21 protein-coding genes are annotated in these 25,428 nt (G+C 75.1%); 10 read left to right on the top strand and 11 right to left on the bottom strand.

Translation table 11 applies throughout. The features are described from left to right. Positions 1-148 precede the first annotated feature (148 nt). A complete protein-coding gene (locus ABZ234_RS23705) occupies positions 149-1,423 on the bottom strand; it encodes an ArgE/DapE family deacylase (RefSeq protein ID WP_267945606.1) in 1,275 nt (424 codons plus the stop codon). A gap of 32 nt (positions 1,424-1,455) precedes the next feature. Beyond that, positions 1,456-2,772 (bottom strand): MFS transporter, encoded by a 1,317-nt coding sequence (locus ABZ234_RS23710; protein ID WP_344182592.1) that lies wholly within the window; start codon positions 2,770-2,772, stop codon positions 1,456-1,458. 216 nt (positions 2,773-2,988) lie between these two features. Here ABZ234_RS23710 and ABZ234_RS23715 point away from each other — a divergent pair, with 216 nt between their 5' ends. After that, positions 2,989-4,155 (top strand): helix-turn-helix domain-containing protein, encoded by a 1,167-nt coding sequence (locus tag ABZ234_RS23715; RefSeq protein ID WP_355013487.1) that lies wholly within the window; start codon positions 2,989-2,991, stop codon positions 4,153-4,155. 33 nt (positions 4,156-4,188) lie between these two features. Here ABZ234_RS23715 and ABZ234_RS23720 read toward each other — a convergent pair whose 3' ends face one another. Next, on the bottom strand, positions 4,189-5,364 hold the full coding sequence (locus ABZ234_RS23720) for a helix-turn-helix domain-containing protein (RefSeq protein WP_355013488.1): 1,176 nt from the start codon (positions 5,362-5,364) through the stop codon (positions 4,189-4,191). 273 nt (positions 5,365-5,637) lie between these two features. Between ABZ234_RS23720 and ABZ234_RS23725 the strand changes: the two genes are divergently transcribed. The 6 genes from ABZ234_RS23725 (at position 5,638) to ABZ234_RS23750 (ending at position 12,507) form a co-directional block, all read left to right on the top strand. Further along, complete coding sequence (locus ABZ234_RS23725; protein WP_355013489.1) at positions 5,638-7,020, top strand: MFS transporter; 1,383 nt, start codon at positions 5,638-5,640, stop codon at positions 7,018-7,020. Continuing rightward, positions 7,017-7,427 (top strand): RidA family protein, encoded by a 411-nt coding sequence (locus ABZ234_RS23730; RefSeq protein WP_355013490.1) that lies wholly within the window; start codon positions 7,017-7,019, stop codon positions 7,425-7,427. The genes ABZ234_RS23725 and ABZ234_RS23730 overlap by 4 nt, the downstream gene beginning before the upstream one ends. Continuing rightward, entirely contained in the window at positions 7,420-8,049 is a 630-nt protein-coding gene (locus ABZ234_RS23735) for an RraA family protein (protein WP_330161320.1), read from the top strand. Before ABZ234_RS23730 ends, ABZ234_RS23735 begins: the two co-directional genes overlap by 8 nt. A gap of 73 nt (positions 8,050-8,122) precedes the next feature. Next, positions 8,123-9,778 carry a thiamine pyrophosphate-dependent enzyme gene (locus ABZ234_RS23740; protein ID WP_355013491.1) on the top strand — a complete coding sequence of 552 codons (1,656 nt, stop codon included), beginning with the start codon at positions 8,123-8,125 and terminating at the stop codon, positions 9,776-9,778. Between the two features lie 63 nt (positions 9,779-9,841). Continuing rightward, positions 9,842-11,143 (top strand): M20 family metallo-hydrolase, encoded by a 1,302-nt coding sequence (locus ABZ234_RS23745; RefSeq protein ID WP_267950439.1) that lies wholly within the window; start codon positions 9,842-9,844, stop codon positions 11,141-11,143. Continuing rightward, positions 11,140-12,507, top strand: coding sequence for an NAD-dependent succinate-semialdehyde dehydrogenase (locus ABZ234_RS23750; RefSeq protein ID WP_267945598.1), 1,368 nt, complete (start codon positions 11,140-11,142; stop codon positions 12,505-12,507). The genes ABZ234_RS23745 and ABZ234_RS23750 overlap by 4 nt, the downstream gene beginning before the upstream one ends. A gap of 100 nt (positions 12,508-12,607) precedes the next feature. On the opposite strand, the gene ABZ234_RS23755 is transcribed toward ABZ234_RS23750, so the two are convergent. The 5 genes from ABZ234_RS23755 to ABZ234_RS23775 form a co-directional block, all read right to left on the bottom strand. Next, a complete protein-coding gene (locus ABZ234_RS23755; protein WP_355013492.1) occupies positions 12,608-13,204 on the bottom strand; it encodes a GNAT family N-acetyltransferase in 597 nt (198 codons plus the stop codon). A gap of 353 nt (positions 13,205-13,557) precedes the next feature. Further along, positions 13,558-15,495 carry an FAD/NAD(P)-binding protein gene (locus tag ABZ234_RS23760; RefSeq protein ID WP_355013493.1) on the bottom strand — a complete coding sequence of 646 codons (1,938 nt, stop codon included), beginning with the start codon at positions 15,493-15,495 and terminating at the stop codon, positions 13,558-13,560. Positions 15,496-15,657: 162 nt separating this feature from the next. Further along, on the bottom strand, positions 15,658-16,977 hold the full coding sequence (locus ABZ234_RS23765) for a crosslink repair DNA glycosylase YcaQ family protein (protein ID WP_355013494.1): 1,320 nt from the start codon (positions 16,975-16,977) through the stop codon (positions 15,658-15,660). A gap of 176 nt (positions 16,978-17,153) precedes the next feature. Continuing rightward, positions 17,154-18,095 (bottom strand): MBL fold metallo-hydrolase, encoded by a 942-nt coding sequence (locus tag ABZ234_RS23770; protein ID WP_344182572.1) that lies wholly within the window; start codon positions 18,093-18,095, stop codon positions 17,154-17,156. Positions 18,096-18,211: 116 nt separating this feature from the next. Beyond that, a complete protein-coding gene (locus tag ABZ234_RS23775; RefSeq protein ID WP_344182570.1) occupies positions 18,212-19,135 on the bottom strand; it encodes a LysR substrate-binding domain-containing protein in 924 nt (307 codons plus the stop codon). A 213-nt stretch (positions 19,136-19,348) separates the two neighbouring features. On the opposite strand from ABZ234_RS23775, the gene ABZ234_RS23780 reads away from it, so the two are divergent. From ABZ234_RS23780 to ABZ234_RS23790, 3 genes are all read left to right on the top strand, one after another. Next, positions 19,349-20,137: an enoyl-CoA hydratase/isomerase family protein gene (locus tag ABZ234_RS23780; RefSeq protein WP_355013495.1), complete on the top strand. Its 789-nt coding sequence runs from the start codon at positions 19,349-19,351 to the stop codon at positions 20,135-20,137. A gap of 50 nt (positions 20,138-20,187) precedes the next feature. Beyond that, on the top strand, positions 20,188-21,918 hold the full coding sequence (locus ABZ234_RS23785) for an AMP-binding protein (protein ID WP_355013496.1): 1,731 nt from the start codon (positions 20,188-20,190) through the stop codon (positions 21,916-21,918). Between the two features lie 136 nt (positions 21,919-22,054). Then, positions 22,055-23,377, top strand: a complete 1,323-nt coding sequence (locus tag ABZ234_RS23790; protein WP_355013497.1) for an MFS transporter — start codon at positions 22,055-22,057, stop codon at positions 23,375-23,377. A gap of 61 nt (positions 23,378-23,438) precedes the next feature. On the opposite strand, the gene ABZ234_RS23795 is transcribed toward ABZ234_RS23790, so the two are convergent. The 3 genes from ABZ234_RS23795 to ABZ234_RS23805 all read right to left on the bottom strand — a co-directional run bounded on the left by ABZ234_RS23795 (position 23,439) and on the right by ABZ234_RS23805 (position 25,350). Then, positions 23,439-24,347 carry an aminoglycoside phosphotransferase family protein gene (locus ABZ234_RS23795; protein WP_355013498.1) on the bottom strand — a complete coding sequence of 303 codons (909 nt, stop codon included), beginning with the start codon at positions 24,345-24,347 and terminating at the stop codon, positions 23,439-23,441. A gap of 188 nt (positions 24,348-24,535) precedes the next feature. Continuing rightward, positions 24,536-25,123 (bottom strand): DUF488 domain-containing protein, encoded by a 588-nt coding sequence (locus tag ABZ234_RS23800; protein ID WP_355013499.1) that lies wholly within the window; start codon positions 25,121-25,123, stop codon positions 24,536-24,538. 5 nt (positions 25,124-25,128) lie between these two features. Beyond that, complete coding sequence (locus tag ABZ234_RS23805; RefSeq protein ID WP_267945587.1) at positions 25,129-25,350, bottom strand: DUF2945 domain-containing protein; 222 nt, start codon at positions 25,348-25,350, stop codon at positions 25,129-25,131. Between the last annotated feature and the right edge of the window lie 78 nt (positions 25,351-25,428).

The raw sequence follows: 25,428 nt of genomic DNA on the forward strand, positions 1-25,428 counted from the left end.
TCCGGGTCCTTTCTCCCCCGACCCCTGACCTGGTCCGGCCCCGGGCCGTGCGGTGGGCCCCGGGGGGCGGCCCCGGGGGCCCCCGGTGGCCGGGGGTGCCCCCCCGCCCGGGCCGCCCGCCGACGCGGGCGGCCCGGGCGGGCGGCTGCTACGCCTGCGCGGTGCCGCACCAGTCGGCGATGAACAGGGCGATGCTCTTGGTGATCCGCCGGACGGACTCCACCTCCACGCGTTCGTCGAACCCGTGGATGGCCTCGGAGACGGGACCGTAGACGAGGGTGGGGATGTCGCCGTAGAGCGTGAAGACGCGGCCGTCCAGGTAGCCGGGGGTCGTGAAGCTCCGGAGCTCGGACCCGAACACCCGCTCGTGGGACCGGGCGAGCACGGCCTCGGCCTCACTGCCCTCCTCCAGGACGTAGCCCTCGGCGTAGAACCCGGTCCGGGTGGCCACGGCGGAGATCGGGTGGCCCTGGGCGTCGGACGTGACGGACTCCAGCGCGCCGGTCAGCTCCTCCCACGCCTGGTCGGCGGTGACGCCCGGGTAGAGGGCGGCCCGCACCTCGATCTCGCACCAGGCGGGCACGCTGGACGGCCAGTCGCCGCCCCTGATCGTGCCCAGGTTGAAGTTGATCGGGTGGTCGAGGTCCTCGAAGTGGCGGTGGGAGCCCCGTTCGGCGTTCCACCGCTCCTCCACGCGGCGCAGCTCGCCCATCACGTGGTGGGCGGCGTCGATGGCGTTGAAACCGGAGCTCATCTCGCGCGGGTGCGTGGGGACGCCCGCCACGCGGACCGTGAACCAGATGACCCCCGTGTTCGCTCGGACGAGCATGTCCTCCTCGGGCTCGGGGATGACGACGGCGTCCGCCGTGTACCCGCGCATGAGCGCGGACAGCGACCCGTTGCCCGTGCACTCCTCCTCGACCACCGACTGGAAGTGGATGGGCGCGGCGGGGGAGAGGCCCGCGGCGCGGACCGCGTCGAACGCGAACAGGTTGGCGACCAGGCCCGCCTTCATGTCCCCGCTGCCCCGGCCGTGGAGCCAGCCGTCGATGACGGGGGCGTCCCAGGGGGAGCGCGACCACGCCTCCTCCGGGCCCTCGGGGACGACGTCCACGTGCCCGTTGAGGATGAGGGACCGCCCCGTGTGCTCGGTCGGCCGGTAGGTGCCGACCACGTTCGTCACGCCCTCGTAGGAGACCGTGCTCGGCCCGTAGCCCACGTGCTCGGAGAGCTGTGCGGCGTCCAGCTCCCACCGGTCCATCGCGAAGCCGCGCCGCTCCATCTCGGCGTATAGCAGGTCCTGGGCGGAGCCCTCGCGGGTGCGCAGGGACGGGTGGCGGACCAGTTCGGCCGTCAGCTCCAGCTGGGCGTCGAAGGCCGCGTCGACCGCGTCGCAGATCCTGCGGGCATCGTCGGCGTGCATGGGGTGGTTCCTCTCGTTCGGGGCGGTGCGGTTCAGGAGACGATGGACTTGTCGGTGATGCGCAGGCGCTCCCCGTAGGCGCCGCCGACCGCCGAGAGGAGCGCGATCACGACGAGGATGAGCGCGGCGGACCAGGAGGCGTTGCCGGAGGCGGCGAGGAAGGCGGTGGCGATCAGGGGCAGGAACCCGGTCAGCGCCCCCGCGAGGTTGTAGCCCAGGGAGACCCCGCTGTAGCGCAGGTGCGGCGGGAACAGGTCGGTGAGCAGGGCGCCGGTGACGGCGTAGGCGATGGTGACCAGGGCGATGCCGGCCGTGACCGCGAGGACGATGGCCAGCGGGTCCCGCGTGTCGATGAGCCAGAACAGCGGGAAGGCCGCGGCGGCGGTCGCCAGCGAGCCCGCCACGGTCATGCGGCCCGGTCCGAAGCGCTCGGCCAGGCGCCCGGCGAACACGGTGACGACGATCTGGAGGGCGGCGGCGACCAGGGTGGCGTTGACCATGACGCTCCGGTCGACGCCCAGGGTGTTGGTGCCGTAGCTGACCACGAACGTGGTGATCATGTAGAACCCGCCGACGCCCAGCATGGCCGCGGCGACGGCGACCAGCAGACGGCCGCCCGCCTGGCGGAAGACGTCCAGGGCGGGGATCCTGGAGCGCTCCTCCTGCTCGACGAGGTCCTGGAAGATGGGCGACTCCTCGACCTTGAGGCGGATGTACAGGGCGATGCCCAGGAGCGGGAACGCGGCGAGGAACGGCAGGCGCCACCCCCAGGCGTCGAAGGCCTCGCCGGGCAGCATCAGGACGAGGGCGAACGCGCCGGAGGACACGAGCGTGCCCACGGGGGAGCCGACCTGCACCAGGGCGGCGAACCGGCCCCGGGTCTCGATCGGGGCGTGCTCGACGGCGATGGTCACGGCGCCGCCCCACTCCCCGCCCACGGCCAGGCCCTGGAGGAGCCGCAGCACGGTGAGCATGACGGGCGCGGCCAGGCCGATGGAGCCGAAGTCGGGCAGCAGGCCGATCAGGCCGGTGGCGCAGCCGATCATGACGATCGTCGTGAGCAGGGCCGGCCGCCTGCCGAAGCGGTCGCCCATGTATCCGAAGAGCAGGGCGCCCAGGGGGCGCGCGGCGAACCCGACCCCGAAGGTGGCGAACGCGGCGAGCGTGGCCGCGGTGCTGTCCAGCTCCGTGAAGAACAGCCGGTTGAACACCAGGGCGGCGGCGGTGCCGAAGAGGAAGTAGTCGTACCACTCCAGCGCGGTGCCGACGAACGCCGCCCAGGCGATGCGGGAGGCGTCCGCTCCGGAGACGGTCTTCGTTCCGCCGGGGGGCGGTGCTGGGGAGTCCATTGGGGGCCTTTCGTTCGGCGGTGCTCTGCTCGGCACCCCTCGTCGGTTCACCGGATGTGCCGTCCCCCAACGGGAGGGGGCGCACGGGGAGCGGGGGCGGCGTGGCGCCGCCCCCGCTGGTAGTCCATGATCAGGGGGATCGGGTGACCTGGACAATGGTCATCCCCAACCGCCTCGCGCGTTCGACTGTGCGAACACACAACGAGGAGAGTCCCCGTGTCCTGGTCCGAAGAAGGCTCCCCCGGGGCCGTCGCCCTGCGCGCGTGCCTGCGCGAGGTCGACGACCTCGCCCGCGCCTACCTCCTGGAGGTGCGCGGGGTGACCGGGTACCCGGAGGCGGCGATCGCCGACGAGGAGCTGCTGGCCACCGCGCGCGAGTCCCTGGAGTACCTCCTCCGGCTGGTGGCCGGGCTGCCCGTGACCTCGGACCGGCGCTCCCTGTCCCGGGAGGTGGGCCGGCGCCGCGCCCGCCAGGGCATCCCGCTGGAGTCCCTGCTGCGCGCGGTGCGGATGGACTTCCGGTTCATCTGGAACGCGTTGCGCGAGCACGTGTCCGACGAGGACCTGGTGGCGTTCAGCGACGGGGTGCTCCCGATCTGGGACGCGGTGGAGCTCCACCTCACCGACGTCCACTCGGGGTACCTCGCGGAGCTGACCGCGATGCGCAGGCAGGCCGAGCACGAGAGGGTCTTCCTGCTGCGCAGCCTGTTCGAGGCGGAACGGCAGGACCCCCACCTGGTCCGGCAGGTCGCACGGGCCCTGGACGCGGACGCCCGGGACCTGTTCGCCGTCGCGGTCGCGGCGCCCGGCCGCGAGGCCGAGCTGCGGGCGGCGGCCGCCGGCGCGGGGGCGGACGACATGCTCGTGGACCTGGACAGCGAGGTCCTGGCCCTCCTGCGGTGCGCCGACCCGGGCGGCGCGCCCCCCGAGTGGCTGCTCGGCCTGCCCGTGGGGCTCGCGCCCACCGCCCGCGGCGTCGCCGAGATCCCCCGCATGCGCCGTGTCGCCGCCAGGCTCGCGAGGGCGGTGCGACCGGGGGACGGGCGCGCCCTGCTGGTGCGCTCGGACTGGCCCGCCGTCGTCGTCCGCGAGCTCGGCGACGTGGCGGAGGTCCTGGCGGAGGAGGTCCTCGCCCCGCTCGACGGGCTCGCGGAGAGGGAGCGGGCGGCCCTGGTCGAGACGGCCCTGGCGGTGCTGGAGCGGGGGTCGGTCAGCGAGGCGGCGCACGCGCTGTACTGCCACCGCAACACGGTCCTGAACCGCCTGCGCCGGTTCGAGGAGCTGACCGGCAGGAACCCCGCGCGTCCGGGCGACGGCGCGCTCGTCCTGCTGTCCCTGGAGGCGGCGCGCGGACGCGGGGCCGAGGCGGACCCGCACTCCTGATGCCCGGCCCGGGGCCCGGTCGGGCCGGCGCCGTCAGGGCCGGCCGGGCGGGTGCTCCGGTGCGAACAGGACCAGGGCGCGCGCCGCCTCGCGGGGGACCGTGAGGTCCAGCCCCGTCACCTCGCGGAAGGCCTGAAGCCTGTTCACCACCGTGTTGCGGTGGCAGTACAGCGACGCCGCGGTGTCCTTGACCGAGCCCGTGGCCGTGTAGTGGGAGAGCGTCTCCATGAGCCTCGCCCTGGGCCCGGGCGCCAGCCGGGCCAGGCGCGCCGCGGCGCCGCCCCCGAACCCCGGCAGCACGCGGCGCACCTGGTCGCCCGCCACCGCGAACCACACGTCGTCCTCCCGGACCAGGCCGCCGCGCTCCCCGGCGTAGCGGGACAGGACCCTGGCCGCCCCGACGGCGGCGGGGACCGCGGCCAGCCCGGCCGCGTCGGCCACCAGGCCGCCCGCCACCCCCTCCAGGGAGGCCGCCCACCCGGGCCCGCCGACCTCCCTCACCAGCGCGATCCCGTCGTCGAACTCCCAGCTCAGGTGGCGTCCCCGCTCGCGCTCCCGGGTGATGCGGCCCTGCGCCCCGCCCCGGGCCGCGGAGGGCGCGGCCACGAAGGCGACCTCGAACCGGCCGTGCTCGGGCAGGCCGAGCACGGCCGCCACCTCCGAGGCGACCTCCGCCGACCGCTCCCCGGAGTTGAGCAGGCGGGAGAAGGCCTGCGCCGTCACGGCGCGCGAGTCCCGGGCCAGGACGGCCCGCTCCTCCAGGAAGGCGGCCTGCACGTCGCTGATGTACTCCTCCACCGTCGTCAGGATCTCCTCGGCGTGCAGCACCAGGACCTCCGACGACCCGGGGCCGCCCGCCCGCACCAGGCCCGCCCAGATCACGCGGAAGTCGAGCCGGACCGCCTCCAGCAGCTTCTCCCTGGGGACCCCCTGGCGCGCCCGGCGCACGCCGAGCCGCTCCGGCAGGCCGCGCAGGCGGGCGGGCAGCGGGGCGCCCGCGATCCGGCGGATCAGCATGTCGAGGGTGTCGGAGGCGGTCCTGCGCAGGTCGTCCTCGGGGACCGCGCCGCCGGTGTAGCCGCCGAGGTCCCCCAGCCGCCGCAGGAAGTCGTCCACGAGGTTCTCACGGTCCCCGGCGAGGAGTTCGAGCATCCGCGCCCACGTCGGGGGGCCGGGCGCGGTGTGCGCGGGGCCGGGTTCGGCTGTCATCGGGCCCTCCGAAAACGTCATCTGGGCGATACATGGGAGAAATGCCAGGGGTCGGCGCCGGAGGGGGCGCGCCGGGAGTTCGCAAACCCCCCTCCACCTGGGCCTATTCTGCTCGGTCGGCGGTTTCCTCCGCAAAAGGACCGTGGTCCCGTGTGCATTTACACAGTCTGGCGGGGAAATCGTGTGTGAATGCCGATTGAGCTCCGACCTGCGGCGCACCGAGTATGAGCCGAGACACACCGCGCTGTTTCCACAGCTCAACCGGAGACCTCCATGACCGCAAGCCCCACACCCCCCGTCGGCGCCGACCCCGCGGCAGCGGGCCGGGACCGCCTCGCGCCCGCGAAGATGAAGAGGATCGCGACCGCCAGCGTCATCGGCACCACCGTCGAGTGGTACGACCTCTTCCTGTTCGGCACCGCCTCCGCCCTCGTCTTCAACCAGGTCTTCTTCCCCGACCTCGACGGCGCGGTCGGCACCATCCTCGCCTTCCTGACCTTCGCGTCCGCCTACGTGGCGCGCACGGTCGGCGCGGTCCTCTTCGGCCACTTCGGCGACCGCCTCGGCCGCAAGTCGATGCTGCTCGTCTCCCTCATCACGATGGGCGCCGCGACCGTCGCCATCGGCCTGGTCCCCGACTACCGGGCCATCGGCGTCGCCGCCCCGCTGCTCCTGCTCACCCTCCGCCTCGTCCAGGGCCTGGCCCTGGGCGGCGAGTGGGGTGGCGCGGTCCTGATGACGGTGGAGCACGCGCCCCCGCACAAGCGGGGCTGGTTCGGCTCGCTCGTCCAGGTCGGCGTCCCGGCGGGAACCCTCATCGCCAACCTCGCCTTCCTCGGCGTCCTGGCCGCCGTCGACCACGACGCCCTGCTGACGTGGGGCTGGCGCGTGCCGTTCCTGCTGTCCGCCCTCCTCGTCGGCGTCGGCATCTACATCCGGCTCAACATCGAGGAGACCCCCAGCTTCCAGCAGGTCAAGGACCAGGGCGCCAAGGCGAAGCTCCCGTTCGCCCACCTGATGCGCCACTACTGGAAGCAGGTCCTCCTGGGCGGCGTGGCCACCCTGTCCACCGGCTCCACCTTCACGCTCCTGGTCACCTCCGGCGTCAACTACGGCACCGCCGAACTGGGGCACTCCGAGGACCTCATGCTGTGGGCGGTCCTGGTGGCCTGCACCCTGGCCTTCGTGGCCATCCCCGCCTTCGGGCGCCTCTCCGACCGCGTGGGGCGCAAGCCCGTGATCCTGGCCGGCGTGGCGGCCGAGGCCCTGCTGGCGTTCCCGTTCTTCTGGATGCTCGACACCGGCTCGGCCGCGCTCGTCTTCGCCGCCTACGCCCTGATGATGGTCGCCTTCTCCGCCAACTACGGCCCGATCGCCACCTTCCTCGCGGAGCAGTTCGGCTCCCGGATCCGCTACTCCGGCCTGTCCGTGGCGTACATGCTGTCCGGCCTCCTCGGCTCCGCGATCACGCCCGCCGTCACCGTCGGGCTGCTCTCGCTCACCGGGCAGAGCTCGTCGATCGCCTGGTACATCCTCGGCGCCTCCCTGCTGTCCCTCGTGGCGCTCCTGCTCCTGAAGTCCGTCGCAGGCGAGGACTTCGACGCCGCCGACGCCACCGGGGCGGACGGGGCCGCGGGGACGGAGGTGCGGGCGTGACCCCCCGCAGACTCGGCGCGGTCGACGGACTCGCCGCACCCGTGGGCGCGTTCTCCCACGCGGTCGTCGCCAACGGCTTCGTGTACACCTCCGGGCAGCTGCCCTCCGACGAGCACGGCGCGACCCCCGCCACGTTCGAGGAGCAGCTCACGCGTACCCTCGACAACCTCCGCGCCGTCCTGGAGGCGGCCGGGAGCTCCCTCGCCCACGTCGTCAAGGTCAACGGCTACCTCACCGACCCCGGCCACCTGGAGACCTACAACCGGGTCTACCGGGCGGCGTTCGGCGACGCGCTCCCCGCGCGCACGACCGTCTGCGTGTCCCTGTGGGGCGTCGCGCTGGAGATCGACTGCGTCGCGGTCCTCGCCGACCGTCCCGGAGGGGGGACCGGTGCCGCCGATGCCTGACACCGGACCCGACACCGCCGCGCTCCTGCGGGCGCTGGCCGGGGTGGAGCTGCCCACCCTCGGCCACGTCCTGGAGGAGGGGTTCTGCGACCCCGCCGTGCGCACCGTCACCCCGGGCGCCCCGCGCATGGGCGGTGAGGCGCTCACCGTCCACCTCGCCGAACCCGACGCCCTCGCGGTCAACCGCGCCCTCGTCCGGCTGCCCCGGGGCGGCGTCCTCGTCGTCGGGGTCGACGGCGGGGCGCACGCGCCCATCGGCGCCGTCACCGCCGCCGCGGTCGCCGCCCGCGGCGGCGCGGGGATCGTCGTGGACGGCCCCGTCACCGACCTCGCGGCGCTCAGGGACAGCGGCCTCCCCGTCTACGCGCGGGGCTCCACCTGCCGCACCACCAAGCGCCTGGGCACCGCCACCGAGGCGGTGGGCGCCCCCGTCACCGTCGGCGGGGTGCGCGTGCGGACCGGCGACCTCGTCCTGGGCGACGAGAACGGGCTCCTCGTGGTCGACCCGCGCACCTTCGACCGGTCCCTGGTCGAGGGCGCCCTGCGCTCCGACCGGGCCGAGCCCGGCCTCGTGGCCCGCATTCGCGCGGGGGAACCCCTCACCGGCCTCCTCGCGCTCTGACCCGCCCCACCGGGGAGTCCGACGGCCTCCCCACGTCCCGACCCGCCCCACCAGGAAGAAGGCACCTCCCCTCATGTCCACCACCGACCCCGCCCGCCCGCGCTCGGCGGGCCACCTCGTCGTCGCCCAGCTCGAACGCGAGGGGGTCCAGCGCGTCTACGGGGTACCGGGGGAGTCCTACCTCGACGTGCTCGACGGCCTGCACGACTCCTCCGTCACCACCGTGGTCACCCGCCACGAGGGCGGCGCCGGGTTCATGGCCCTGGCCGAGGGCCGGCTCACCGGCCTCCCGGGCGTCGCCATGGTCACCCGCGGGCCGGGCGCGGCGAACGCGTTCATCGCCGTGCACACCGCCCACCAGGACGCCACGCCGCTCGTGCTGTTCGTCGGGCTGATCCCCGTCGCCGACCGGGGGCGGGAGGCGTTCCAGGAGTTCGACCTCACCGCGTGGTTCGGCAGCACCGCCAAGGCCGTGGTCACCCTGGACGACCCGGCCGCGGCGGCCCGGGTGGTCTCCGACGCCGTGCGCCTCGCACGCTCGGGCCGCCCCGGGCCGGTCGTGGTCGGCCTGCCCGAGGACGTGATCCGGCTCTCCGCCGGGGGAGCGGACACGGTGGAGCCCCGCGCGCTGCCGTCCGGCCGCCCGGACGCCGACGCGCTCGCCCGGGCCCTCGCCCGCGTCGACCGGGCCGAGCGGCCCGTCGTCGTCGTGGGCGGCGAGAACTGGACCGACGCGGACGGCGCGGCGCTGGCCGCCTGGGCCGCCGCCCGCGACATCCCGGTGCTCGCCGACTTCCGCGCCTACGACGCCGTGCCCCACCGGCTGGACAGCGCCGACAGCCCCTACGCGGGCTCGCTCGGCTACGGCCGCTCCGACGCCGCGGCCGCACTCCTCGACGACGCCGACCTCGCCCTCTTCGTCGGCGCCTGCCGCACCGACGTGCTCAGCGACGGCTACACCCGGGGCGGCCGGGCCGAGACCGTCGTCGTCCTCCCCGGCGAACCCCTCGGACACAGCGGGCGACTGGACCAGCACCTCGTCGCGGACCCCGCCGGGTTCGTCGCCGCCCTCGCCGAGGCCGGGGGCGCACCGGTCCGGCACGACCCCGGGCGCCTGGCCGGGGCCCGGGACGCCCACACCGCCTTCTCCACCCCGGTCGCGGCGGCCGACGACGGGGGCTTCGTCGACCTCACCGCCGCCATGGGCGTGCTGCGCGAGGAGCTCGACGACGACGCCGTCATCACCTACGGCGCGGGCAACCACGCGGTCTGGCCCGCCCGTTACCTGGAGCACCGGTCCGCCCGCTCCCTCCTGGCGCCCCGCAACGGCGCGATGGGGATGGGCATCCCGGCCGCCGTCGCCGCCTCCCTCGTGCAGCCCGGGCGCCAGGTGGTCTCCGTCGCCGGGGACGGGTGCTTCCTCATGAACGGCCAGGAGATCGCCACCGCGATCGGCTACGGTGCGGTGTTCACGGCGATCGTCGTCGACAACGGCGTCTTCGCGACCATCCGCGAACACCAGGAGCGGCACTACCCGGGGCGGCCCTCCGGCACCCACCTCACCAACCCCGACTTCGCCGCACTGGCACGCTCCTACGGCGGGTACGGGGAGACCGTGACCGCCACCGCCGACTTCCGGGGCGCCCTGCGCCGGGCCCTGGAGAGCGGGCTCCCCGCGGTCCTGCACGTCAGACAGGACCCCGCGGTCCGCGCCCCCGGCGCCTCCTGACCCGGGGCCGGCGCCCCGCACCGACACCACCCACCCGTGCCCGACGAGCAGAGGAACGAGGCCATGACCTCCAGCCCGCCCCGACCGCCGCGCGACCCCGCGGCCGACGACGCCCGCTTCCTGCGGGACTTCGAGACCATGAGCTCCTTCGGCGCCACCCCCTCGGGCGGCGTCGACCGCCAGGCGGCGAGCGAGGCCGACAACGCCCAGCGCCGCTGGTTCGCGGGCCTGCTGGAGGAGAACGGGCTGCGCGTGGTCTACGACCGCGTCGGCAACCAGTTCGGACTCCTGGAGCGCGTGCCCGGCGCCCCCTACGTCGTGGTCGGGTCCCACATGGACTCGCAGCCCACCGCCGGGCGCTACGACGGCGCCTACGGGGTCCTGGCCGCGGCCCACGCCGTCTTCCGCATCGCCGCCGAGGACGGCGCGGAGGCGCCCCCCGTCCACAACCTGGCCGTGGTCAACTGGTTCAACGAGGAGGGCTCCCGGTTCACGCCGTCCATGATGGGCAGCGCCGTCTACACCGGCAAGCTGCCGCTGGAGACCGCCCTCGCCGCGAGCGACAGCTCGGGCACCACGGTCGCCGAGGCCCTGGCCCCCACCGGGTTCCTCGGTGACGGCGACGGGCCGGAGGCCGTCCTGTGCGCCGAGATCCACATCGAGCAGGGGCGCCTCCTGGAGAACTCCGGCACCACCATCGGCCTGGTCGGCGCCAGCTGGGCGGCGAGCAAGTACGAGATCACCGTCCACGGCGAACAGGCCCACTCCGGCGCCACCGCCATGGAGGACCGCCGCGACGCGCTCGTGGGCGCGTCCATGCTCGTCGTCGCCGCGCGCGAGCTCGCCGACCGGTTCCCCGGCGTCCTGCACACCGCCGTCGGCCGCCTCGACGTGTACCCCAACTCCCCGGTCGTGGTGCCCTCCCGCGCCACGCTCCTGCTCGACCTCCGCTCGCCCGACGAGGCCGTCCTCGCCGAGGCCGACGAGCTCCTGCTCGCCGAGGTCGCCCGCGTCGAGGCGGCCGCGAACGTCACCGTCGAGCGCACGCTCTCGCACTCCTGGGGCGTCAACCCCTACCAGCCCGAGGGCGTCGAACTGGCCCGTGCCAGCGCCGAGCGGCTCGGCCTGCGCAGCGGTGAGATCATGACCGTCGCCGGGCACGACTCGATCAACATGAAGGAGCGCGTGCCCACCGTGATGCTCTTCGTCCCCTCGGCGGGCGGGGTCTCCCACAACGAGGGCGAGTACACCGAGGACGCCGACCTCCTCGCCGGACTGGAGGTGCTCACCGACGTGACCCGCCGCCTGGGCGCCGGAGAGCTGGAGAACGCCGCACCCCACGTTCCCGGAAGGAACCGAGCATGACCGAGTACGCCGTCACCGACCCCGCCACGGGACGCCTCGTCAGGAGGTTCCCGACCGCCACGGACGCGGAGGTCGACACCGCCGTCGAAGCCGCGGGGAGGGCCTTCCGGACCTGGCGCCTCCGCCCCGTCGCGGAGCGCGCCGCGTACCTGGCCGCGGCGGCGGAGCGCTACCGGGCCGACCGCGAGCGCCTGGCCGGGATCATCACCCGGGAGATGGGCAAGACCACGGCGGAGGCGCTCGGGGAGGTCGACCTGTGCGCCCGGATCTACGACTACTACGCGCAGAACGCCGCCGCGTTCACCGCCGACCGGGTCCTGGACGTGTCCCACGGGACCGCGACCGTGCGCACGGAGCCCATCGGCGCGCTGCTCGGGATCATGCCGTGGAACTACCCCCACTACCAGGTGGCGAGGTTCGCGGCGCCCAACATCGCGCTCGGCAACACCGTCCTGCTCAAGCACGCGCCGAGCTGTCCGGAGTCGGCCGGGGCCGTCGCCGGCCTGCTCGCCGACGCGGGCCTCCCCGAGGGCGTCTACACCAACCTGTACGCCACCGAGGCGCAGTGCGTCCGGATCATCGAGCACCCGGCGGTCCAGGGGGTCTCGCTCACCGGCTCGGAGCGGGCGGGGCGCGCCGTCGGCGAGGTCGCCGGGCGCGCGATGAAGAAGACCGTGCTGGAGCTGGGGGGTTCCGACCCGTTCATCGTCCTGCCCGACGCCGACCTGGGGCGCGCGGTCCGCGCCGCCGTGGCCGGGCGGATGGGCAACGCGGGCCAGGCGTGCACCGCGTCCAAGCGGTTCATCGTGCTGGACGAGGTGTACGACGCGTTCGTGGAGGGGTTCGTGGACGCGGTCGCGCGCCTGAGGGTCGGCGACCCCACCGAGGAGGGGGTGGACCTGGGGCCGCTGTCTTCGGAGGCCGCGGCCGTGCACGTCGCCGGCCAGGTGGCGGACGCGGTCGCCCACGGAGCCACCGTCCTCACCGGCGGGGGGCGCCCCGACCGCCCGGGCGCGTTCGTCGAGCCCACGGTGCTCACCGGGGTCGCCCCCGGCACCCGCGCCTACCGGGAGGAGATCTTCGGCCCGGTGGCCGTGGTCCACCGGGTCGCCACCGTCGACGAGGCCGTGGAGCTGGCCAACGACACCCCCTACGGCCTGGGCAGCGTCGTGTTCGGGGAGGACGAGGAGGCGGCCCTGGCCGTGGCCGACCGGCTCGACGTGGGCATGGTGTCGGTCAACGCGCCGTCGCGGACCCAGGCCGACCTGCCTTTCGGCGGGGTGAAGGCGTCCGGGGTGGGGCGCGAGCTGGGCGAGTACGGCATGGCCGAGTTCGTCAACCGCAAGCTCCTCCGCACGCGCTGAGCGCGGCCGGCCCGCCCGGGGCCGTGCGCCCGTCCCGTGCGCCCCTCCCACGCGCGGGGCCCCGTGCGGGTCCGCCGGGGGAGCGCGGGGTCGCGGCGTCTCAGCCCCCGGACTCCCACCGCACCTCGCCGTCGGCGTCCCGGTGCGGGGCCGGGGCCATGCCCAGCCGTCGCGCCACCCCCGCCGAGGCTCCGTGGCGGGGGTGGACCCACGCCCCGAACCGGCGGACGCCGCGGGCGGACAGCCAGTCGCGCATCCCGAGGGCCGCCTCGGCGGCCAGGCCCCGCCCCTGGTGGGGGACGCCGACCGCCCACGCCAGGTCCGCAGCCGGGCCCGGCGCCCCGAGCACCACGGTGGCCTGCACGAACCCCGCAGGGCCGCTCCCGTCGCGGGGGCACAGGATCCAGTTGAACCACGACTCCTCCCCGCCGGGGGACCGCCCGGCCGACTGGAGCTCGTAGCGGCGCCGGAGGCCGTCCGCGGTCGGCGGTTCCCCGCCGGTGAACGCGTACAGCGCCGGATCGGCCAGCACGGGGAGCATCGGGCCCGCGTGGTCCGGCGTGAGGGGGTCCAGCACCATCCGCGCGGTCGTGATCTCCTCCGGCGCGGGCGGGGACCACGGTGCGGGGGCACGCCCTCCGGAGCCGGGCCCCTCCGACGGGCGGGGCGGGTCCTCCGCCGGTCGCGCGTCCGCCATGTCCGACCTCCTGTCCGCGGCCCCTCCGGGGCGGCCGGCGGGCGCCGGACGTGACGGAGCCTCCCCCTCCGGGACCGTCCGCGTCAACCGGGTTCCGTGGTCGCAGGGGCCGGCCGCTGCCGGACAAAAGGAATCTACAACGTAAACCTCCGGCCTGTGTCGGATACCGGTCGGGGGGTGAGGGACCGGGAGGGAGCCGGCCCCGGGCTCGCCGGAACTCCCGGACCCGGACGGAACCGCGACGCGAGAGGCGGGCGGGCCTACCGGGACGGGCGCGGACGGGGCGGGCGTGGGTCGTGGCGGAGCGGCTCCGGGCGGACGGGCCTCAGGGAACGGGACAGCGGCCCGCCCCCTCACGGGCGCAGGCCGCCCAGGACGGCACGGGCGATCGCGTCGTTCTGCCGGAAGAACCCGGCGTTGGTGCGCGGACGGGAGAACCCGCCCGCTCCCACGCCGCCGGCGACCAGCGCGCCCGCGCCGAACCGGGCCGGGTGCGGCGTCCCGTCGGCGCCGCGCAGCCGCTGGTCGGCCGGGTCGGCGTCGACGAGCCCGGTGCCGGGCCGCTCGCGGATCTCCCCGCGCCGGAGCAGGGCCAGCAGCAGCGGGTCGGTCGTCCGGGACAGCGAGGGTTCGGGCAGCCTGGCCTCCAGGAGTACGGAGGCCCCGACCGTCGCGTCCGTGCTGGAGGACCTGGCCAGGAAACGGCCCTCGGGGGTGTCCACCTCCATGTCGGCGCCGACGAACCGCAGGACCCCCGCCCGGGCCAGCGCCAGGAGCTCCTCCAGCCGGGGGCCGGGCGGCCCGCTGGCCAGGTAGCTGAAGAACCCGGTGAACCGGGGCAGGTCCCGCGCCGCGGACTCCTGGGAGATCCGTCCGGAGCCGATCGCCTCGGAGATCACCGTGAACACCGACAGCAGCGCGAAGAAGACCGCCAGGTCCATGCTGTACCGCTGGTCGCGCCGCCGTTCGAGGTCGGCGCCGATGTAACCGTCCAGCCACGCGCCGAGCGCGTCGTGGTCGGCGAACCTGAGTCCCGCCAGCGGCCGGTCGATCCGCCCGGCGTCGAACCGGTCCCCGTCCTCGCGCACCGCCTCGGAGACCAGTTCCTTGAGCTGGGCTCCCGACCAGTCCAGGGAGTCCAGCCGACGGACGAACTCCTCCGCGCCGACGTCCAGCCGCTCGGGGTGCGACAGCGCCAGTTCCCGGTAGTGGGCGTGGGCCAGCTCCCGCACGACGAGCGGCCACACGTCCTCCCGGAGGTCGAGGGGGTCGGGGCCGAGCGCGTCCAGGGCCTGAGCGCTCACGTGCCTCGGCAGTTCGGGGCGCGCCCCGGGCAGGTGGTAGCGGATCTTGGAATGGTAGGGCACCCCGCGCCGCGATCCGGCGTGGAGGACGGGCTCGGAGCCGGAGGGGGAGTAGTGCAGGGTCCCGTCCGGGTCCCTGCGGAAGACGCCGCCCCTCCCGGAGGTCAGCAGCACGACGGTGTCCACGAACGCCAGTCCCATGCCGCGCACCAGCGCGGGTTCGCCGGGCGGGACCGCGTCGAGGGAGATGTCGGCGGTGGAGGCGGTCGGTATGTGGACGAGGCCGTGCGCGGCGGCGTGCCGGGCGAGCTCGCGTTCCTCCTCGGTGGGGCCGGTGCCGGCGGAGCCCTGCGCCAGGACGACGGCGTCCGCGTCCAGGGTGTTCCCGGGAGCCGGCGGGCGGCCCGTGCCGGCGGTGCGGTCCGGGACCGGATACGGCGGGCGGTCGAGGAACAGGCGCTGGCGCCCGTCGGCCAGGTCGCGCAGGTCCACCACCCGTGCGGCCACGGAGCGGACGGCCACCCTCCCCGGGGCCCGCTCGGCCACGTGGTGGAAGACCCAGGACAGGTACCGGCTCTGGAACCTGCGGGTGGCGAACCAGCCGGGATGGACCCGGCGGGCCTCGGAGAGGTCGGCCGCGTCGGCCGTGAACCCGGGCGGCCTGTGCAGGCGTCCCGCAGCGAGGTCCTCGGCCCACTCGGTCAGCGTCGGTCCGGGGACGACGGGCCCGGAGCACACCACCGACGCGTCGGTGAACATCGTGCAGTCGTTCGCCGTGGTGTTCATCCACAGCCGGGGCGACTGCGCGCGCCGCCAGATCCGGCCGCCGCCGGGCGGGTGAGGATCTACGACGCAAACCTCGAGCATCGTGTCGGGGAGGAGTTCGTGGACATTGGCGGTGATCCGTTCGAGGAGGGAGGTGGCCCTGGGGCCCGCGCCGACGAGCGCGATACGGAGCGGACGCCGGGGGAGCGCTGTGGTGGTCACCCCCATGAGGCTAATGCATACTAAATAGGTAGTAAATATCGGAAATGAAGGATTGTTCGCGGCCCGGGAACGGAACCGCTACGCGAGGGGCGGGTGGGCCCCAGGGGACGGGCGCGACCGGGGAGGTCAGGGGTCGTGGCGGAGCGCTCCGAGCGGGCGGCCTCAGGGGACGGGCGCCGCCTCGACCCGGCGCAGCGCCTCCCGCCAGGGCGCGGGCACCGCGCCCGAGCAGACCACCTCGCGCGCCCCCAGGAACCCGGCCAGGTCGGCGACCGCGCCCGCGACACCCTCCGCGGCGTCCGCGACCTCCTCGGCGGAGGCCGGGTCAGGGGACGGGCCGGCCCCGGCGTCCGGGCCCGCAGCCCGGACCCCGGCCGCGCCGGGCTCGGCGTACACGTTCTCCAGGTCCAGGACGCCGCGCCGCCGGTCGAACCTCGGCGCGATCCTGCCCACCAGCCGGTCGCCGTGCAGGACCGGCAGGACGTAGTAGCCGAACTCCCTCCGCGCCTTGGGCACGTACATCTCGGTGCGGAAGCGGAAACCCCACAGCAGCTCGGTCCGCTCGCGGTCGCAGAGCAGGTTGTCGAACGGGGACAGCAGCACGGTCCTGGGCCCCCACGCCTCCCCGCCCACGGTCTCCAGCAGCGGGAGGACGTCCGCGTGCACGAACCACGGCTCTCCCGGGTCGGCGCCCTCGACCCGGGCCCGCACCGCCCGGCCGTCCGCCACCAGCCGTTCGAGCGCCTCCGGCAGCGCGTCGTACCGGTCGCGGACGAAGTGGTTCGCGACGTCCCTCGCGCGTCCGGCGCCCAGGGCCCGCAGGGCGTGCTCGGCCGAGAGCGACACGATGTCCGCGTCCGGCAGCTCGGTCCGGTCGGTGCGCTCGGGCAGGCACCGTTCGGCCAGGTCCCACAGGCGCTTGCCGCCCTCCCGGCCCGCCACCATCACCCGTCCCTGGGTCCACAGCAGGTCGAGCATGCGCTCGACGTTGCGCCCCTTCGTCCATCCGCCCGACTCCCAGGGCAGCGCGGAGCGGTCCTCGAACCCGCCGACGGGCAGGGGCCCCTTGTCCTCCAGCCGCTGGAGGACGTGCTCGCGCAGTTCCGCGTTGGCCTCGACCCAGGCCACCAGCCGCCGTCCGTAGGCGGAGACGCCCCTCGGGTAGCGGCGCATCAGCCCCCGGTGCAGCGCGTAGTCCTCGGTCAGCACGATCGACGCCGCGTGGGCCCAGTACTCGAACAGCCAGCGCTCGTCCCACAGGAGGGCGTCGAGGTCGGCCCGGTCGAACCGGCCCACCCTGCTCCACAGGACCAGCAGGTGGCTCCGGGCGACCACCGCGACGGGGTCCAGCTGGAGGCAGCGCAGCGCGCGCAGGACCTCGCGCAGCCCGTCGGCGTCGGCGGCGGGCCGGGGACCGGCCAGCCTCTGGCGGGTGATCGCGAGGCGGCGGACGGTGCGGCGGTCCAGGTCGAGGGGGCGCACGGATGCTCCTGGGGAGAGGGGGTGGAGGGCGGGACGGGCGCCTCGTGAGGCGTCGCGTCCCCGCCAGTGAACCGCGCGCCGACGACGTTCCGGGCGCCGGGAGGGCGGTCGGCGCGCTGTACGGGCTCCGGGAGGGGGCGGGGGCGGTTCCTGTCGCGCCGGTCCCGGTGACCGCGTCAGAGCCGGGTGGGGAGCGGTCCGCCGTTCCACTCGACGGCGTCGGACAGCGCCGCCGTGAGGTCCATGGCGGTGCCGGTGAGGTCGGCGTGGGCGCGGTGCAGGTTCAGGGCGATGCGCTCGGCGTCGTCCCAGTCGCGGAACTCGCCCAGGTCGCAGGCGAGGGCGGTCTCCAGCGGTGTGTGCCCTCGGGCCACCCCGGCGCGCGCGGTCTCCAGGACGAACCGGTAGTAGCGCTCGTGGGCGCCCAGCACAGCGTCGAGCTCGGCGGCGCCGAACAGCGGCCCGTGTCCGGGGACCACGTGGTCGGGCGCGAAGGCGTGCAGCCACTCCAGGGAGCGCAGCGCGCCCTCCAGCGAGCCCATGAACACGAGCGGGGTGAGGCCGTGGAACACCAGGTCACCGGTGTACAGCACCCGCTCCTCCGGCAGCCAGGCCACGACGTCGCCGGGGGTGTGCGCGGTGTACCCGGGGTGGAGCAGGTCCACGCGCCGCCGGCCGGTGTACACGGTCAGCCCCCGGTCGAGCACGATCGACGGGGCGCGCCTGCTGACCCCGCCCCAGTCGGGGGAGGGGGACCAGAACGGCGGGCAGGCGTCGAAGAACGGGTCGTGGAGCAGGGCCTCGCGCATGGCGGCCTGCCCGATGAGCGCGGTGGAGTCGGGCAGCAGGCTGTTGCCGTAGGCGTGGTCCCCGTGCTGGTGGGTGTTGACCGCCCACCGCACGGGGGCGCCGCCGGTGGCGCGTGCCAGGGCGCCGAGGAAGCGGCTGGTGCGGGCCTCGGTGGCGCAGGTGTCGACCACCAGGAGGCCGTCCTCGCCGGCGACCGCGCCCGCGTTGTTCACCCACCAGGTGCCGTCGGGCTGGACCCACGCGTACACGCCCTCGACGATCTCGGTCAGGGCCGCGGCCTCGGGGCCGGCCGGTGCGTTCGAGCCCATGGTGGTGGTCTCCTCACGGAACGTGCGTGCGGTCGGGGGAGCAGGTTACCGCCGGCGGGCGGGGGCCGGTGACGGGGAGTCCGGTCCCCGGACACGGCCGGCCCCGGGGCGGTCCGCTAGTCCGGTCCCGGCCCGGGGTGGGGCTGGACCACGTGCCCGGCGGCCTCCAGGCCCGCCGTCGCGGCGGCCACGAAGACCGCCACGCTCGCGTGGCGCCGCCGGGGCGGCCACACCACCGACGTGCGCCAGGCCAGTGGGTTCCCCTCCAGGGGCGACCACACCAGGCCCTCGGGGAGCCCGCCCAGGGGCCTCTCGTTGAAGTGCACGCCCCGCCCGGCCATGACCAGGCCGTTGACGAACAGCGGGTTGCGGGCGTGCCGGATCGCCCCGGGGCGGAACCCCTCCGAGCTGCACGCGGACATGACCTGGTCGTAGAGCATCGGCGCCATCGCCCGGGGGAAGACCACCAGCGGCATCCCGTTGAGGTCGCGCAGCCGCACCGGCCCGCCCCCCGCCAGCGGGTGCTCGGCGGGCAGCAGGACCCCCAGGGCCCGGTGGGCCACCGGGCCCGACTCCAGGCCTGTGGTGTCGGAGGGGTGGCGCACCACCCCGACGTCCAGGTCGCCCTCGCGCAGCGCCCGCAGCTGCTCGTCCGTGGTGAGCTCGTGCAGGTCCACCAGCACGTCGGGGGCGTTGCGCGCCAGCTCCGCGACCAGGGTGCGCAGCGTGGCGGGCATGGTGTCCGGCGGGATCCCCGCACGCAGGATCCCGCTCTCCCCGGGGCGGATGCGGCGCATGGCCTCCAGGGCCGACTCGGTGCTCTCCAGCACCGGCCGGGCGTGCTCCAGCAGCAGGGCCCCGGCCTCGGTCAACCGCACCTGGTTGCGGCCGCGGTCGAACAACCGCACGCCCAGTTCGCGCTCCAGGTCGCGGATGCGCTGGGACAGCGGCGGCTGGGCCATGTGCAGCCGGGCGGCGGCCCGGCCGAAGTGCAGCTCCTCGGCGAGCACCGTGAAGTAGCGCAGGTGGCGCAGTTCCATGCGGGGACCCTACCGGTCATATCACTGCGATATCGCGGGAGGTCCCAACTGGTGTTGGACGCCGGCGGCGGTGAGCTGTTGTGATGTCGTTCATAGGGCGGAGGGCCCGGGTTCGCCCGGGGGCCACCGGGGAGCACCGGCTCCGCCCGATCCTCCGGCGTACGCGACCCCGTCCGCCGCACCCCTGCTTGTGAACTCGTGAAAGGCATCGGCATGTCACCGAACGACGACCTCGTCCTGGCGCACCGCGAACCCCTCGCCGAGGGCCACGCCACCGTCATCACCCTCAACCGCCCCGACAAGCTCAACGCGTGGACCGGCGCCATGCGCACCCGCCTGGTCGGGCTGTTCGAGGAGGCGGGCGCCGACGCCGACTGCCGCGCCGTCGTGCTGACCGGCGCCGGCGCCGCCTTCTGCGCGGGCCAGGACCTGGCCGAGACCCGGGGCATCGACCCGGCCGACCACGCCGCCGCCGAGGCGTGGATCGACGACTTCGACCTGCTCTACAGGGCCCTGCGCGGCATCGACAAGCCCACCATCGCGGCGGTCAACGGCGTCGCCGCCGGCTCCGGGTTCCAGTTCGCGCTCCTCGCGGACCTGCGCGTCGGCCACCCCGGCGTGCGCATGGGCCAGCCCGAGGTCCGCTCCGGCATCCCCAGCGTCACCGGCATCTGGGCCATGTGGGACATCCTCGGCAAGGCCCGCACCATCGAGTTCACCCTCACCGGGGAGCTGGTCGACGGGGACGAGGCCCACCGTCTCGGCCTGCTCACCCGGCTCGTCCCCGGGCGGGACGAGGTGCTCCCCGCCGCACTCGCCCTCGCGGACTCCCTCGCCTCCCTGCCCCCCGGCGCCGTCGCCCTCACCAAGGCCCGCCTGCGCGAGATCGACGACGAGGCGCTGACCGACTCCATCACCGCGGCCAAGAGGGTCCACGCCCAGGCCTACGCCAGCGGCGAGCCCCAGCGGGAGATGGAGCGGTTCCTGGCCAAGCGCCGCTGAACCGCAGCTCCACCACCGACGCCACAGCAGGAAACAGGGGAGACCACCCGATGACCACCACCGGAACCGAGGACGGCACGCACTCCGGAGCCGGGGCCGCAGCCCCGGGCACCGCCGTCCCGGACCCCGCCCAGTCCCAGGCCGCGGCCGCACCCACCCCGGAGGCGCTCGCCGAGGGGGACCGCCTCTACCGGCTCCTGTGCGAGGAGCAGGACTGGGAGGCGCCCGAGCGCTACAACATGGCGGTCGACGTCGCCGACCACCACCCCGGCGACCGCGTCGCCCTCGTCTTCGAGGACCACACCGGCCACCGGGAGGAGGTCACCTGGGACCGGATCCGCGACCGGGCGGCCCGCGTCGCCGCCCACCTGCACGCCCTGGGCGTGCGCAAGGGCGACCGGGTGGCCGTGCTGCTGCCCCAGCGGCCCGACACCCCCGCCGCCTACCTGGGCGTCCTGCGCACCGGCGCCGTCCTGGTCACCATGTCCCCGCTGTGGGCCGACGACCCCATCGCCTACCGGCTCGCCGACTCCGGCAGCACCGTCCTCGTCACCGAGAACGCCTCCCTGGGGCGGGCCGCCGACGCGGTCGCGGCGGTCGCCTCCCTCGGCGGTGAGGGGGCCGGCGACGCGCCGTCCCCGGCCGACGTGCGGATCGTGGACGTGGACGACCCCGCGATCGCCGCGTGCGAGCCCCGGTACGAGGCGGCCGACACCGCCGCCGACGACCCCGCCCTCATCTTCTACACCTCCGGCACCACGGGCCCCGCCAAGGGCATCGTGCACGCCCACCGCACCCTCCTCGGGCACAACGAGTTCCGGTACTGCCACGACCTGCGCCCCGGCGACGTGTTCTACGGCGCGGGCGACTGGGCGTGGTCCATGGCCAAGCTCATGGGTCCGCTGCGCGTCGGGGCCACCCACCTGGTCTACCGCCCCCGGGCGGGCTTCGACCCCGAGGGCCTGCTCGCCGCCATGTCCCGCAACCGGGTCACCACCGCCCTGGTCAACCCCACCCTGCTGCGCAAGCTCCGCGCCGACGTCCCCGACGCCGGGCGGCGCCACCCCCAGGCACTGCGCGTGGTGTGCTGCTCCAACGAGCCCCTCACCACCGACCTCATCGCCTGGTTCCGCGAGCAGTTCGGGGTGACCCCGCTCGACTACTACGGGTCCACCGAGTCCTACCCGCTGCTGGGCAACCTGCCCGGCGTGCCGGTCAAGCCCGGTTCGGTGGGGCGCCCGCTCCCCGGGTGGGAGGTCGCGCTCCTGGACGCCGACGGCAACGAGGTGCCTGAGGGCGAGCCGGGGGAGATCTGCCTCCGTGCGCGCAGCAACCCCCAGTTCCCCCTCGGCTACTGGAGGAGGCCCGACGCCTCCGCCGAGAGCTTCGGCGGCGACTGGTACCGCACCAAGGACCAGGCCACCCGCGACGCCGACGGCTACTACTGGTTCCTGGGCCGCACCGACGACGTCATCAAGACCTCCGGGTACCGGGTGGGCCCCTACGAGGTCGAGGCCGCCCTGCGCGAGCACCCGGCGGTCGCCGACGCGGGCGTGGTCGGCCTGCCCGACCCGCTGCGCGGACAGGTCGTCAAGGCGTGGATCGAACTCGCCGACGGGTACCGCCCCGGCGACGACCTCGCCGACGAGATCCGCGCCTTCGCCCGCGAACACCACTCGCGCTTCGCCTACCCGCGCCTGATCGCCTTCGCGGAACGCCTCCCCCGTTCCGCGACCGGCAAGGTCCAGCGCGCCGAGCTGCGACGACGCGACACGGTCTGAGAGACCGGTGCGGCGGCGGCCCCCGCCGCCGCACCCGGCCGCGCCAGGCCACCCCGGCGGGCCGCCCCGTCTCTTGTCCCCCCTAACATCGATCCCGGGCCAGGCCCGGGCAGTGAGAAAGAGGAGTTCGGGTACGGTGCTGAACGATCAGGAAGCCCCCGCGACGCCACCCCGGGACATGGGCGGCGTCCGCCGCCGCGTCACCGTGGCCACCGCCATCGGCAACTTCGTGGAGTGGTTCGACTCCGGCGCCTACGCCGTCATGTCGGCCACCATCGCGGTGCTGTTCTTCCCCAACTACGACCCCGCCGCCGCGCTGCTGGCGACCTGGGCGATCTTCGCGGCGGGGTTCGTCGCGAGGCCGATCGGCGCCCTGTTCTTCGGCCACTACGGCGACCGCATCGGCCGCAACCGCGCCCTCGCGCTGAGCGTGCTGTGCATGAGCGGCGCCACCCTCGGGATCGGCCTGCTGCCCACCTACGCGGCGATCGGCCTCGGCGCCCCGCTGCTGCTCCTGCTCATGCGCACGGTCCAGGGCTTCTCCACCGGCGGCGAGTACACGGGCGCCTCGTCCTTCATCATGGAGTACGCCCCCGAGGGCCGCCGCGCCCGGTACGCCAGCGCCGTCCCCATCACCGTCGGCGTGGCCGCGGTGGTCGGCTCCGGTGTGGGCGTGCTGCTCACCGGCACCCTCAGCGAGGAGGCCCTGATGTCGTGGGGCTGGCGGATCCCGTTCCTGATCGCGGGCCCGCTCGGAGCCATCGGCCTGTACCTGCGCTCCCGCCTGGACGACACCCCGGTCTTCCGCGAGATGGCCGCGCAGGAGAACACCACGAAGAGCCCGCTGCGGCAGGCCTTCCGGGTCTCTGGGCGCCAGATGTTCACGCTGTTCGGCTACAGCATCACGAACGCGGTCGGCTACTACTTCATGAGCTCGTACATGATCAGCTACATGTCGGAGTCGCTGGACTACACCAAGACCCAGGCGCTCATGACCAGCGTCGTCGCGATGCTCGCGTACACGGCGGCGTGCCCGCTGACGGCCACGGCCAGCGACCGCTTCGGCAGGCGGCCCATGCTGATGGTCGCCTGCGGGGGGTTCGTCCTGCTGACCTACCCCGCGTTCCAGCTGATGTCGACCGGGCTGGCCGGGGCGCTGGTGGGGACCTCGGTCCTGGCCGTGCTCGTCGCCGTGATCGGCACGTCCAACGTGCCGATGATGGTGGAGATGTTCCCCGCTCAGCTGCGGGCCAGCGGCTCGGCGGTCGGCTACACCGCCGCGTACGTGCTGTTCGGCGGCACCGCGCCGTTCGTGGCGACCTGGCTGGTCAGCAGCACCGGCAGCGCTCTCACGCCGGCGTTCTACCTGGTCGGGGTGGCCGCGATCAGCCTCCTGGTGGTGCTGACCCTGGTGAGGGAGACCAAGGACCTCTCGCTCACCCGCACCACGCTGCGCTGACGGGAGCACCGCCCGGTCGGCGGCGCCGGTCCACGAGGACCCGTGCCGCCGACCGCCCTCCTCAGCCCCGGGCGAGGCGGCGCAGCGCGGCCCTGGCCGGCGGCCCCCAGGTGTCGTGGCCGCCGGGGCGTCCGCGGACGCCGGCCTCGCCGACGAGCACGCCGCCGAGGGCGCACAGCACCGCCCAGCCGCGGGCACGGCGCAGGGTCGCGGGGTCCGAGGCCGGGCGGTAGGCCCGGTGGAAGCGGTCGAGCCCGCCGTCCGGCAGCAGGATCCAGGCGGCGGCCAGGTCGCAGGCCGGGTCGCCCGCGCACAGGTCGCCGAAGTCGATCACCCCGCACAACGCGCCGTCGCGGGTCAGGACGTTGGCCGGGTGCAGGTCGGCGTGCAGCCACAGCGCCGGCCCCTGCCAGCGGGGCGCGGCGACCGCGTCCTCCCAGACCGCGCGCACCGCCTCCGGGTCCTCGACCAGCCCCTGGGCTGCGGCCGAGGCGAACTGTTCGGCGAACTGCTCTGCGTGGCCGGCCAGGGGGCGCCGGCTCTTGCGGTTCACGGGGGCGTCCTCGGGCGCGGGCCGGTGCAGGGCCGTCAGGAAGGCCGCCAGGTCCTCGGCCGCACGGGCGGGGTCCGTGACCGGGGCGCGGTCCGCGGGCGTGCCCGGCACCCAGGTGGTCACGGCCCAGGGGCGCTGGAACCGCGCACCGGGCATGCCCAGGCGCAACGGGACCGGGACCGGCAGCGGAAGGCACGGCGCCAGGGAGGGCAGCCAGGCGAGCTCCCCCCGCACCAGCGCCTCCGCGGAACGCGGCGTCCACGGCAGCCGCACGGCGAGGTCGTCCCCGAGCCGCCACATCTGGTTGCCCGCGCCCCGCGTGCCCGAGTGCAGGGGACGGTCGGCCAGGTCGGGGTGCTGTTCGCGCAACAGGTCCCGGACGAACTCCGCTGTGAGGCCGAGAGGGGGGTGCGTCATGGCCAGAAATGTAGCCCACGGGCCCGGCCCGCGCGCGGGCGGTGCGGAGCAGACGCGCAGGGGCGCGGACGCCCGTCGTCCCCGGCCGGGTGGGCGGGGGCGGCGGTGGTCGCAGCGGGGTGCGGTGCGGCGGCGCCCCGACCCGGCGGACCGCCCGGAGCACCCGGCCCGCCCGGGGGCGGGCTGCGTCACCCCCGGGGGGACGCGCCCGTCGGGGCGGACCCGGGGCCGTGCCCCTCCGAGTGCGGTGCCGGATAGGTGACGACGCGGTCGGTGCGCACGACGGCCCCCGGGGTGAGCCGGGCGGCGTCCACGCGGTGGCCGCCCATGATGTGGAGGACCTCGTGGCCGTGGGCGAGGAGGTGGTCGGCGATGATGCGCCGGTGGCACCGCCACCACACCGCCTCCGCGCACATCACGGCGGCGCGGTGGGCCGCGCCCGCCGCGCGCAACCGGGCGAGCCCCGCCCCGAACTCGGCCGAGAGCCCGTGGTCGGCGTAGTTGTGGAAGCCGCGGTTGCGCCAGAGCCCGTTGACCTCGGGGGGCACGTCCCCGGCGACGGGGCGCCGGCCGCCGAGCTCCGCAACGCGCTCGTAGCGCACGCCGAGAGCGCTCAGGGCCGTGGAGAGCGCCTCCTCGTCGAACTGCGGGTTGCGGCGGGAGCCCGGAAGCCTGCGCACGTCGACCACCGCCTCCACGGCGGCCTCCTCCAACAGGGCGGCGAACTCCTCGAACGTGCGGTCGGAGTGGCCCACGGTGAGGAACGGCGGCGCCATCGCGGCTAGCCGCCGCCGGACGTCCGGGTCAGGGCCCCGTCCTTGTGCGCCGCCGTGCGGCCGGTCCTGTCGCTCTCGATCTCGTACTGCGGATCGTCCTCGGACGCGCGGCGCGTACGGCCCCGGAACGTGAAGTCGCCGGTGTGGACCCTGGTGATCGTGCCGGACACCCGTCCGGCCTCGGAGTTCCAGCTCACGTGGTCGCCGACGTCGAAACGGCGTGTCATCGCGCACCCTCCTCCGGTCGCTGCGGGACGGACCCCCGCCATACCCCGGACGACCCCGGGGTATGCGGGCGGGGCACG

It is taken from the genome of Nocardiopsis sp. NPDC006198 (assembly GCF_040613895.1).
Lineage (GTDB): Bacteria > Actinomycetota > Actinomycetes > Streptosporangiales > Streptosporangiaceae > Nocardiopsis > Nocardiopsis tropica.